Source organism: Pseudomonas mucidolens, assembly GCF_900106045.1.
GTDB lineage: Bacteria > Pseudomonadota > Gammaproteobacteria > Pseudomonadales > Pseudomonadaceae > Aquipseudomonas > Aquipseudomonas mucidolens.
Map to the genome: position 1 here is coordinate 328,444 of NZ_LT629802.1, position 11,963 is coordinate 340,406.

At 60.1% G+C, this 11,963-nt stretch carries 10 protein-coding genes; all 10 read right to left on the bottom strand.

Annotated features, from left to right (window positions below):
- Nucleotides 1-124: 124 nt before the first annotated feature.
- On the bottom strand, nt 125-409 hold the full coding sequence (locus BLU75_RS01585) for a GlpM family protein (protein ID WP_231982655.1): 285 nt from the start codon (nt 407-409) through the stop codon (nt 125-127).
- 64 nt (nt 410-473) lie between these two features.
- On the bottom strand, nt 474-1,754 hold the full coding sequence (aauR, locus tag BLU75_RS01590; protein ID WP_167413916.1) for a two-component response regulator AauR: 1,281 nt from the start codon (nt 1,752-1,754) through the stop codon (nt 474-476).
- A gap of 56 nt (nt 1,755-1,810) precedes the next feature.
- Nucleotides 1,811-3,712 (bottom strand): two-component sensor histidine kinase AauS, encoded by a 1,902-nt coding sequence (gene aauS / locus BLU75_RS01595; protein WP_090221354.1) that lies wholly within the window; start codon nt 3,710-3,712, stop codon nt 1,811-1,813.
- Nucleotides 3,713-3,871: 159 nt separating this feature from the next.
- Nucleotides 3,872-4,606, bottom strand: coding sequence for an amino acid ABC transporter ATP-binding protein (locus BLU75_RS01600; RefSeq protein ID WP_084381810.1), 735 nt, complete (start codon nt 4,604-4,606; stop codon nt 3,872-3,874).
- On the bottom strand, nt 4,603-5,274 hold the full coding sequence (locus tag BLU75_RS01605; protein WP_084381809.1) for an amino acid ABC transporter permease: 672 nt from the start codon (nt 5,272-5,274) through the stop codon (nt 4,603-4,605). Before BLU75_RS01605 ends, BLU75_RS01600 begins: the two co-directional genes overlap by 4 nt.
- Entirely contained in the window at nt 5,274-6,020 is a 747-nt protein-coding gene (locus BLU75_RS01610) for an amino acid ABC transporter permease (RefSeq protein ID WP_084381808.1), read from the bottom strand. Before BLU75_RS01610 ends, BLU75_RS01605 begins: the two co-directional genes overlap by 1 nt.
- A gap of 191 nt (nt 6,021-6,211) precedes the next feature.
- Nucleotides 6,212-7,126, bottom strand: coding sequence for a glutamate/aspartate ABC transporter substrate-binding protein (locus BLU75_RS01615; protein ID WP_084381807.1), 915 nt, complete (start codon nt 7,124-7,126; stop codon nt 6,212-6,214).
- 564 nt (nt 7,127-7,690) lie between these two features.
- Entirely contained in the window at nt 7,691-9,229 is a 1,539-nt protein-coding gene (glpD, locus tag BLU75_RS01620; RefSeq protein WP_084381385.1) for a glycerol-3-phosphate dehydrogenase, read from the bottom strand.
- Nucleotides 9,230-9,537: 308 nt separating this feature from the next.
- Nucleotides 9,538-10,293, bottom strand: coding sequence for a DeoR family transcriptional regulator (locus tag BLU75_RS01625; protein ID WP_084381384.1), 756 nt, complete (start codon nt 10,291-10,293; stop codon nt 9,538-9,540).
- A gap of 95 nt (nt 10,294-10,388) precedes the next feature.
- Nucleotides 10,389-11,894, bottom strand: a complete 1,506-nt coding sequence (gene glpK, locus BLU75_RS01630) for a glycerol kinase GlpK (protein WP_084381383.1) — start codon at nt 11,892-11,894, stop codon at nt 10,389-10,391.
- Between the last annotated feature and the right edge of the window lie 69 nt (nt 11,895-11,963).

The following is an 11,963-nucleotide window of genomic DNA, read 5'->3' on the forward strand; positions in this document are numbered from 1 at the left end:
AGTTTTCGTTACCCTGTAGGAGCGAGCTTGCTCGCGAAAAAACCGAGGCCGCTACGGAGTGTCAGGTTTCCCGCGTTATCGTTGACGACCTTCGCGAGCAAGCTCGCTCCTACAGGGCGCGCGTTCAGGCGTGCATCCGCACCCAAACACTCACTAGCAGCGTCGCGGCCATCAGCCACGCCACCGCCGCCACGGCCAGCGACGCCTCCAGGCGCATCCGGTCGACCATCACATACAACGTCGCCAGGTACACAAAGTACGGAATGATCGACCACATCCCGAACACGATGGTGGTCTTCAGATCCTCCACCGAGCGGCCCTTGCCCACGATGTAATGGGCGATCAGCGCAAAAGTCGGAAACAGCGGCACCAGGCCCGCGATGTAATAGTTTCTGGTCTTGGCCAGCATCGCCAGAATCAGCACCACCGCCGCGCCGAGGGCGGCCTTGAAGACTAAATCCACGCTGCGCTCCTTAGTGGCTCAAGCCGTATTTCTTGACCTTGTCGAACAAAGTGGTCTTGGCCATTCCCAGTTCCTGGCTGGCCTGGGTCAGGTTGCCGCCGCTGCGTTGCAGGGCGTCGCTGAGCAGGTTGCGTTCGAAGGCTTCCACCGCCTCGGTAAAGGCCAGGCCGTGACTGCCGCTGCTGGCGCCGCTTTTCTTGAAAGCCGGCAGTCCCAGGGCAAAGCGTTCGGCGACGTTGCGCAGCTCGCGCACGTTGCCCGGCCAGTCGTGGCTCATCAGGTTGGACAGGGTCTGGTGGTCCAGGTCCGGTGCGGTGCGGTCGAAGCGCAGGGATGACTGCTGCAGGAAGTGTTCGAAGAGTTGCAGGATATCTTCCCGACGCTCGCGCAGGGGCGGCAGTTCCAGGGTCACGACGTTCAAGCGGTAGTACAAGTCGCTGCGGAACTGGTTGGCGCGGCTCAATTCGTCGAGGTCGGATTTGGTGGCGGCGATCACCCGGCAATCCACGGCCACGCTCTGGTTGGAACCGAGGCGCTCCAGGGTGCGCTCCTGCAAGACCCGCAGCAGCTTGATCTGCAGGTTCATCGGCATGCTTTCCACTTCATCGAGAAATAGCGTGCCTTCGTGGGCATGCTCGATCTTGCCGATACGCCGTTTACCGGCACCAGTGAATGCGTTGGCCTCGTGGCCGAAAATTTCGCTTTCGAAGAGGTTTTCCGGTAGGCCACCGCAGTTCAAGGCGACAAACTGGTGGGTGTGGCGTCGGCTGAAGTCATGCAGGCAGCGCGCGACCAGTTCCTTGCCGGTGCCGGTTTCGCCTTCGATCAGCACGTTGGCCGAGGTATCGGCAACGTTGGCGATCAGTTCGCGCAGGTTCTGCATGGCCGGTGAACGACCGATGATCCGGCCTTCCAGAGAGTCGCGTTCGGCCAGTTGCCGGCGCAGCGACCAGACTTCCCGGGCCAGTGCGCGTTGCTCCAGGGCACGACGGGCAGCGTCTACCAGGCGCTCGGGAGAAAAGGGTTTTTCCATGAAGTCATAAGCGCCGTTGCGCATTGCGCTCACCGCCATGGAAATGTCGCCGTGGCCGGTGATCAGCACCACGGGCAGGCTTTTATCCAGGGTCTTGAGGTGGGTCAGCAGCTCCAGGCCGTCCATGCCGGGCAGGCGGATATCACTGATGACGATGCCGGCGAAATTCTCGCCGACCTGCTTCAGGGCCTCTTCGGCGCTACCCACGCCAACGCTGGGGATATCTTCCAGCGCCAGGGCCTGCTGACAGCCGAGCAATACATGCGGGTCATCTTCTACGATCAGGACGGTCAGGTCGGTTCTGGGTTCGGTGTTCATGTCGACTCGCCGGGTAAGGGGCCTGTCAGCGGCAGGCTCAAGACAAAGGCTGTACCACCATCGGCCGGGTGCTCGACGGCGAGGTTGCCGCCAGTGGCCGCCGCGAGGCTGGCCGAAAGGGTCAGCCCCAGGCCCAGCCCTTGCTCGCCGGGCTTGGTGGTGAAAAAGGGTTCGAACAAATGCTTGCGGGCCTCGGGATCGATCCCATGACCGTTGTCACGCACCCGCAGGCGATATTTGCCATCGATGCTGTCGCCTTCCAGCCACAGCTCGGGAGCCGGTTGCGCCTGCATCGCATCCAGGGCATTGCCGATCAGGTTGACCAGGATCTGCTCCAGGCGGGTCTGGTCGATCTGCAGGTGAGCGGGCGGGAAGCTGCGATGCAGGGTCAGTGGCAGGCTGTCGAGGCCTCCGGCCAGGATTTGGAACGCTGCGTCCACCGCCTTGTCCAGGCTGGCCTGGCCCTGATCATCGCCGCGCCGGGCGAAGGAGCGCAGGCTGGCAGTGATACGGCCCATGCGGTCGATCAGTTCATTGATGGTCTTGAGGTTGGCGCTGGCGGTATCGAGGGCGCCACGTTCCAGAAAGCGTACGGTGTTGCCGGACAAGGTCCGCAGGGCGGCCAACGGCTGGTTCAATTCGTGGGCGATGCTGGTGGACATCTGACCGATGGCGGCCAGCTTGCCGGCCTGGACCAACTCGTCCTGGGCCCGACGCAGGGTTTCTTCGGCCTGGCGGCGTTCACGGATCTGCGCCTTGAGCCGTTCGTTACTGGCCCGTAGATCGGTGGTGCGTTCGGCAATCCGTCGCTCCAACTGGTTGTTGGCTTCCTGCAAGGCTTCCCGGGCGGCAAGGCGCGTGGCAATGACTTTGCGCCGCTCGTTCCAGGCGATCAGCAGGAAGGCCACCAGAGCAAAGGCCACGGCCACCAGGATGCCCTGATTGATGGCGGCCTGGCGCAGGTCATTGAGTGGGGTGAGCAGGGTGAAATTCCACGGTGTATCGTTCAGCGGGCGCGTCTGGGCCAGATAGCTGACTTCGTTGTCGTCAGCCACCACTTCGCTGTTGGCCGGAAACGTCAGTTTTTCCGTGCCTTCGTTAAGCCGTTCGCGAGCCAGGGGTTCCAGCTCATTAAGGGTTGCCCAGTAATACTGCAGGCTGCGGGCCAGGCGTTCCTTGGTTTCGTCGCTCAGGGGCAGCACTGCTTTGAGCCTGCGGGCGGGGTCGCTGGAGAGGATGATGATGCCGTTCTCGTCGCTGACGAAGGCTTCCAGGCGCGCTCGCTGCCAGCGTTCTTCCAAGGCTTCCAGGCGCACCTTGACCACCGCGACGCCGATGATCTTGCCGTGTTCTTCCAGGCCATGGGCCAGGTAATAACCGGGTTCGCCGCTGGTGCTGCCGATGCCATAGAAACGCCCGGGCTGGCCGCGCACGGCGTTCTGGAAGTAGGCGCGAAAGGACAGGTCTTCACCCAGGTAGCTGTCGACGTCGCGCCAGTTACTGGTGGCCTGGACGCGGCCGGTGGTGTCCATCACATAAACAGCCCGACTGCGGCTGCGCCGGTTCAGGCCTTCGAGGTAATCATTGACCGTCTGCCGGTGTTCCGCGTCGGGTGCGGCGAGCAGTTTGGAAACGCTGGACTCCAGCTCTAGCAGACTCGGCAGGTAGGTGTATTTGCTGATCTCACTCTCGACGGTACGCGCATGCAGTTCCAACTGACGCTCGCCGTTTTCGCTCAGAGTGCGTATCCCGTAGTACTCGCTGGTCCAGAAGCCGATAAAGCCCAGGCCGACCATCAACAGAATGATCAGTGGCGGCAGAAACAATTGGCGAATCAGACGAGGCTTCACGGCAAGTGATGGCGGTGCGGCGCGATAGAGATTGGGGTCGCATTTCATCACAGATGCCTTGGGTCAACCAGAGCTCGGCTGCTTCCTGTAGGAGCGAGCTTGCTCGCGAAAAACGCCAACGATGACGCGTGCATCCTGAATGAACGCAGCGCCCTTGAGTGCTTCGCGAGCAAGCTCGCTCCTACGGGAGAGGAGCGAGTTGCGCTTTTAGTGCTGCAGGATTTTCTCGAGGAAGTGCTGAGCACGTTCGGAGCGGGCGCTGACGTCGCCGAAGAACTCTTCTTTCTCGCAGTCTTCGATGATCTGGCCTTTGTCCATGAAGATCACGCGGTCGGCCACTTTGCGCGCAAAGCCCATTTCGTGGGTCACGCACATCATGGTCATGCCTTCGTGGGCCAGTTGCACCATGACGTCCAGTACTTCGTTGACCATTTCCGGGTCGAGGGCCGAGGTCGGTTCGTCGAACAGCATGACGATCGGGTCCATGGCCAGCGCACGGGCAATCGCCACACGCTGCTGTTGGCCGCCGGAAAGCTGGCCCGGATGCTTGTGGGCATGTTCCGACAGGCCTACGCGGTCGAGCAGTTGCAGGCCTTTCTTGGTGGCTTCTTCCTTGCTGCGCCCCAACACCTTGATCTGAGCGATGGTCAGGTTCTCGGTGATGGTCAGGTGCGGGAACAGCTCGAAGTGCTGGAACACCATGCCCACGCGCGAGCGCAGTTTCGGCAGGTTGGTCTTCGGATCGGCGATGGAGGTGCCGTCGACCACGACGTCGCCTTTCTGAAACGGTTCCAGCGCGTTGACGCACTTGATCAGCGTGGACTTGCCAGAACCGGACGGCCCGCACACTACGATCACTTCGCCCTTTTTAACTTCGGTGCTGCAGTCAGTCAGCACTTGGAAGTCGCCATACCACTTGTTGATATTCTTGATAGAGATCATACGGCAAACCTTTTTTGCAGACGCTTGACCAGCACCGAGGCGGCGAAGCTGATGATGAAGTAGACGACACCGGCAAAGATCAGGAACTCGTGGGAGCGTCCGATGATGTCGCCGTTGGCACGGGCGGAGTTGAGGAAGTCCACCAGACCCACGGTGTACACCAGCGAGGTGTCCTGGAACAGAATGATGCTCTGTTGCAGCAACAGCGGGGTCATCTTGCGAAATGCCTGGGGCAGGATGATCAGGCGCATGGTCTGGCCGTAGGTCATGCCCATGGCTTGCGCCGCGGCCATCTGGCCCTTGGGAATCGACTGCACGCCGGCGCGGACGATTTCGCAGAAGTACGCGGCTTCGAACATCATGAAGGCCACGACGCAGGAGGTGAAGGCACCGATCGGCGTGTCTTCCCCAGTGATCCAGCGCAACACGAACGGCACCGCCAGGTAGAACCAGGTGATCACCAGCAGCAGCGGGATCGAGCGGAAGTAGTTCACATAGGCGCCGGCCACACTGGACAGCAGCTTGCTGGAGGACAGGCGCATCAGCGCCAGGATCGTGCCGAGGATGATGCCGCCGATCACGCCCATGACCATCAGCTTCAAGGTCATGACCATGCCGTTCCACAAGCCTGGAATGGCCGGGATGATACCGCTGAAATCGAGTTCCATTATTTACCCCCCACGGAGATCAGGCCGGGCACCGCGACTTTCTTCTCGACCAGGCGCATCAGCAGCATGAGGCTCATGTTGAGGGTGAAGTAGATCAGCGTCGCCAGGGTGAAGGCCTCGAACAGGTTCGCCGAGAACTCTGCGGTCTGCTTGGTTTGTGCCAGCAGTTCCATCAGGCCGATCAGCGACGCCACCGAGGAGTTCTTGAAGACGTTGAGGAATTCCGAGGTAAGGGGCGGAATGATGATCCGGTAGGCCTGGGGCAGCAGCACGTTCCAGTAGATCTGTGGCAGCTTGAAGCCCATGGCGCGCGCGGCAGCTTCCTGGCCACGCGGCAGGGCCTGGATGCCGGTACGCACTTGTTCACACACACGCGCGGCAGTGAACAGGCCCAGACACACGACAACGCTCAAGTAGGCCGAGGTGGTCGGGTCGAGGTCTTGTTTGTACCAGTCTTGCAGGTTTTGCGGCAGCAGGTCGGGTATCAGGAAGTACCAGATGAACAGCTGAACCAGCAGCGGTACGTTGCGAAACAGCTCCACGTAGCAAGTGGCGATGCCCGATACGATGCGGTTAGGTACGGTGCGCATCACGCCCAATATCGAGCCCAGCAGCAAGGCGATGATCCACGCCACGATGGCGATGGCGATGGTCCAGCCCAAACCGGAGATGAACCAGTCGAGATAGGTCTCGCTGCCCACGCCGGTGGACTTGAAGAACACGCCCCAGTCCCAGTTGTAATTCATTAGGGTCTCCCCCGAAATCGATCGATGTACAAGCACCCGCTTGGGGAAAATCCATTCCCGCCTGACGTTGATCGCCAGGCACACGCGATCGGCTCGAAAACCGCCCGGTCGAGTGTTCCTGATAAAGCCAGCAGGTAGTAACAGACGCTTGAGGGAGGTTGGCTCCCTCAAGCGATAAGGTTAGTCAGGAATCAGGATTTTTTATCTTCGGCCGGCTTGTCGGTCGGATTGGCAATCAGCGCCTTGAGCTCATCGCTCATCGGGAATTGCAGGTTCAGGCCTTTTGGTGGAATTGGCTGGGTGAACCACTTGTCGTAGATCTTGGTGATTTCGCCGGACTTGTAGGTGGCGACGATGGCGTCATCCACGGCCTTCTTGAACGGCGCGTCGCCTTTGCGGACCATGCAACCGTAGATCTCGAAGGATTGCGGCGTGCCGGTCACGGTCCAGTCACCTGGCTTCTTGGCCTTGGCCATTTCACCGGCGAGCAGTGCGTCGTCCATCATGAACGCCACTGCGCGACCGCTCTCGAGCATGTTGTAGGACTCGCCGTGGTCCTTGGCGGAGATGATGTTCATGCCCATTTGCTTGTCGGCGTTCATCGACTTGAGGATGCGCTCGGAGGTGGTGCCAGCGGTGGTCACCACGTTCTTGCCTTTCAGGTCCGCGAAATCCTTGTAGGACGAGTCTTTTTTGGCCAGCAGACGTGTGCCGACTTCAAAGATGCCGACCGAGAAGTCGACCTGTTGCCCGCGCTCGGCATTGTTGGTGGTAGAGCCGCACTCCAGATCCACGGTGCCATTCTGCACCAGCGGGATACGGGTCTGCGAAGTCACCAGGTTGTACCGGACCTTCAGGTCAGGCATGTCCAGGTCCTTCTTGAGGGCCTCGACCACTTGCATTTGGATGTCGTGGGAGTAACCCACTGGCTTGCCGGAAGCATCCGCAATGTAGGAGAACGGGATCGAACCGTCGCGGTGGCCCAGGGTGATGGTGCCGGACTCTTTGATTTTCTTCAGTGTGCCGGTGAGTTCGGCAGCGAAAACTGGAGTGCTAATCAGAGCGGCAGCGATAGCTGCGCCCAAAATATGGGGAACGATGCGCATCAGTACTTCCTCGACATTTGTTTTTTTTATGAAGCCTGGACGGCCCTTGATACCGCGATATCTGTGAAACCGCTCAAAGCGTCTCAGGCAATCGCTACGAAGTGTAGAGCATGAGTCGTGCCAAACCATAAATAAAAGGTTAACTATATGATTTATAAAGGTATTAAGTTTATGTGGCGGGTTTTTTGTGAGAGCGAGATCCGGCAAACCGAATCGTCTGCTGCGCAGCGTTCGGAAAACCGACTGTTCTGTATGCGGGCTTTGAAGCGGCGGCGCGGCATTCGAAAAAAAGCCCCTGGACCTTTCGGTGCAGGGCATAGGTATTTACACAATTTTCAGAAGCTGACGACTTTCCCTGTGGCGAGCGGGCTTGCCCCGCGTTGGGCTGCGAAGCAGCCCCAAAACCAGCGGCTACGGAGTATCTGATACACCGCATTTGGGTTACTGGGCTGCTTCGCAGCCCAACGCGGGGCAAGCCCGCTCGCCACAACAGCCCTATCTGCTTGGATTTAAGCGTTGAGGCAAAGTTGTGTAGACACCTACGGGTGCAGGGGCTTGGGTCGATCAGGCCGCTTCTATCTTGCTGCGGGCCTGCTTCAGTTGGGTCAGGTAGCGTTGCAGGTTGTCCTGTTCGGCGGGCGTGGTGAACAGACCCAGCTTGCTGCGGCGCCAGAGAATGTCTTGCGGGTGCAGGGCCCATTCTTCGGTGCACAGGTAGTCGACTTCGCGGGTGTACAAGCCGCCGCCCAAATGGTCACCCAAGTCGGCCAGCGATTGCACGCCTTCAAGCAGGCGCCAGGTGCGGCTGCCGTAGGTGGTGGACCAGCGCCGGGCAATTTCGCTGGGGATCCAGTCGAACGTGTTGCGAATGGCCTGGGCCAGCGCTTCCGGCGTGCTCATGTCTTCGCCGCCGGGCAGGGTCGCCTTGGCGGTCCAGCTTGGCTTGATGTCCTTGAAGTACGGGGCGAGTTGCGCCAGCGCCGATTCCGCGAGTTTGCGATACGTGGTCAGCTTGCCGCCGAATACCGAGAGCAATGGCGCTTCATCGGCCGCGCCGGACAGGGCGAGGGTGTAGTCACGGGTCACGGCTGACGGGTTGTCGGACTCGTCGTTGCACAGTGGGCGAACACCGGAATAAGTGTGGACGATATCGTCGCGGCTCAACTGTTTCTTGAAGTGAGCATTGACCACATTGAGCATGTAGTCGGTTTCACCTTCGGTAATCGCGACGTTCGCCGGATCGCCAGTGTATTCGCGGTCGGTGGTGCCGATGATGGTCAGGTGGTTCAGGTATGGAATGGTGAAGACGATGCGTTGGTCTTCGTTCTGCAGGATATGCGCGTGGGCACCTTCATACAGTTTCGGCACGATCAGGTGGCTGCCCTGGATCAGGCGGATGCCGTAAGGCGATTCCAGCTTCAGGTCGTCCTTGATGAATTTGGCGACCCACGGTCCCGCAGCATTCACCAGCGCCTTGGCGCGGATCGAGAACCGGCTGCCATCGGCACGTTCCAGGTGCATATGCCACAGGCCTTTGCTGCGCCGGGCGCTGACGCAACGGGTCTGGGTGTGAACGTGGGCACCGTTTTCCCGTGCGGCCATGGCGTTGAGCACGACCAGGCGTGCGTCATCGACCCAGCAATCGGAGTATTCGAAGCCTTTGGTGATTTCGCTTTTCAACGGGCTGTCCGGACCGAACTTGAGGCTTTTGGGGCCCTGCAGTTTCTCCCGCTTGCCGAGGTGGTCATAGAGGAACAATCCGGCGCGAATCATCCAGGCGGGACGCAGGTGCGGACGATGAGGCAAGACAAAGCGCATCTGCTTGACGATGTGCGGCGCCTTGGCCAACAGCACTTCGCGTTCGGCCAGGGCTTCGCGCACCAGGCGGAATTCGTAGTGTTCAAGGTAGCGCAGGCCACCATGAATCAGTTTGCTGCTGGCGGACGAGGTATGGCTGGCCAAGTCGTCTTTTTCGCAAAGGAATACCGACAGACCGCGACCGGCCGCATCTGCCGCGATGCCCACGCCGTTGATCCCACCACCGATAACGGCGACGTCATAGACTTCGGCAAGGGGTGGAGCAGGCAAGGTAGAAAGGGGCATCGGCTGGCCTCGCGATTTTCTTTTCGTATTGGAAATCGAACATTAATGTTCATTTGCGAAAATGGTAGCGCATAAACGCGGGTACAGCCAGTCGACTTCGATTGAAAATACTGATCGAAGGGGCGAGAAAGGAAAATTTGTGAACATCTTCGGGCGGATAGATCTATCTATGTGGCGAGCGGGCTTGCCCCGCGTTGGGTGGCGAAGCCGCCCTAAAACCGAGTGTCCCGGCCTGACTGGAGAATCTCGGTGGTCTGTGATGGGGCTGCTACGCAGCCCAGCGCGGGGCAAGCCCGCTCGCCACAGGGTTACACGACTTCCAGGCGAATTTTGTGCTGACTGAGCAATTGCGCCAGCGCCGGGACCGGCTGCTGGTCGGTGACCAAACAATCGATCAAACTGATCGGTCCCAGGCGAATCATGGCGTTGCGCCCGAATTTGCTTGAGTCTGCCGCCGGAATGACTTTGCGCGCATTGGCAATGATCGCTTGGGAAACCCGCACTTCCTGGTAATCGAAGTCGAGCAAGCTGCCGTCCTCGTCAATGCCGCTGATGCCCACCAAGGCAAAGTCGACCTTGAACTGGTTGATGAAGTCCACGCTCGCCTGGCCCACCACGCCGCCGTCGCGGCGCACGTTGCCGCCGGTCAGCAGCACGTCGAAGTCGTCCTTGGCGCTGAGCATCATCGCGACGTTGAGGTTGTTGGTGATGATCTTCAGGTGGCTGTGATTGAGCAGCGCGCGCGCGATCGATTCGGTGGTGGTACCGATATTGATGAACAGCGAGGCATGATCGGGGATCTGTGCGGCGATGGCTTCGCCGATGCGCTGTTTTTCGTCGCGCATCTGGTCGGCACGCATGGCGTACTCAGTGTTTTCGACGCTGGAGTCATACGCGGCGCCGCCGTGGTAGCGGCGCAGCAGGTTGGCTTCCGCCAGTTGATTGATATCACGGCGGATGGTTTGCGGGGTCACAACGAACAACTGCGCCATTTCCTCGATGCTGACATAGCCGCGTTCGCGGACCAGTTCGAGGATTTGTTGCTGACGGGGAGGCAGATTCATGGGCGTCCTTTGGGCTGCCGTACAAAAAGTGGCCCATAATGACGCAGGAATCTGCTCCCTGCCAGTTACAACCCTATGTGGGTCCCGCGCCTGGCTTATTCAGCGCTCTCGTGGGGTTCCCAGTCGCGGGTGCGGCTGACCGCTTTTTTCCAGCCGGCGTAGAGCTTTTCCTTGGCGGGCTCGTCCAGTTGCGGTTCGAATTCGCGCTCGATCACTGCCTTGCCGCGCAACTCGTCCAGGCTGCTCCAGAAGCCGCACGCCAGGCCTGCCAGATACGCCGCACCCAACGCCGTGGTTTCGCGCATTTGCGGGCGCTCCACCTGGGTGCCGAGGATATCGGCCTGGAACTGCATCAGGAAGTTGTTGGCCACGGCGCCGCCATCCACCCGTAGGGATTTCAGGCGTTCGCCGGAATCCTGCTGCATGGCGTCGAGTACGTCGCGAGTCTGGTAGGCAATCGACTCGAGCGCTGCACGAATGATGTGATCCACGCGGACGCCGCGGGTCAGGCCAAACAGCGCGCCACGGGCGTACGGGTCCCAGTACGGGGCGCCGAGGCCGGTGAAGGCGGGCACCAGGTACACGCCGTTGCTGTCTTTGACCTTGCTGGCAAAGTACTCGGTGTCGTGGGCGTCATTGATGATTTTCAGTTCGTCGCGCAGCCATTGCACGGTGGAGCCGCCGTTGAAGACTGCGCCTTCCAGGGCGTAGGCCACTTCGCCACGGGGACCGCAGGCGATGGTGGTGAGCATGCCGTGCCGGGATTTGACCGCCTTGTCCCCGGTGTTCATCAGCAGGAAGCAGCCAGTGCCGTAGGTATTTTTTGCCTGGCCTGGCTCCACGCACATCTGGCCGAACAGCGCTGCCTGTTGGTCACCGGCAATGCCGCCGATGGCGATGCCGCTTTTGGTGCGGCCGTAGATTTCCGAGGACGACTTCACTTCCGGCAGCATTTCCCGCGGGATATCCAGGATATCCAGCATCTTCGCGTCCCACTCCAGGGTGTGGATGTTGAAAAGCATGGTGCGCGAGGCGTTGGTGTAGTCAGTAACGTGGGTCTTGCCGCCGGTAAATTTCCAGATCAGCCAGCTGTCTACGGTGCCGAACAGCAGTTCGCCGTTGCGCGCCCGTTCGCGACTGCCTTCGACGTTATCGAGGATCCACTTGAGCTTGGTCCCCGAGAAGTACGGGTCGGTCACCAGGCCGGTGGTTTCGCTGATGTATTGCTCATGGCCGTCGCGCTTGAGCTGCTGGCAGATTTCGGTACTGCGTCGGCACTGCCAGACAATCGCGTTGTAGATCGGGCGGCCGCTGACTTTGTCCCAGACCACTGTGGTTTCACGCTGGTTGGTGATGCCGATGGCGGCGACCTGGTCATGGTGCAGGCCGGCTTGTGCCAGGGCCTCGACCATCACGGCGCTCTGGGTCGCGAAGATCTCCATCGGGTCGTGTTCGACCCAGCCGGCTTGCGGGTAGTGTTGGACGAATTCGCGCTGGGCTGTACAGACCACGTTGGCGTCGCGATCGAAGATGATCGCTCGGGAACTGGTCGTGCCCTGATCGAGGGCAATGATGTAGTTCTTATTCTGTGTGTCGGTCATGTCGATTGCCTTGGACGGAAAAAAGGAGTGGGTACGTAGCCTGGGAGGTAAAAAAACAGCAGGTTCCAG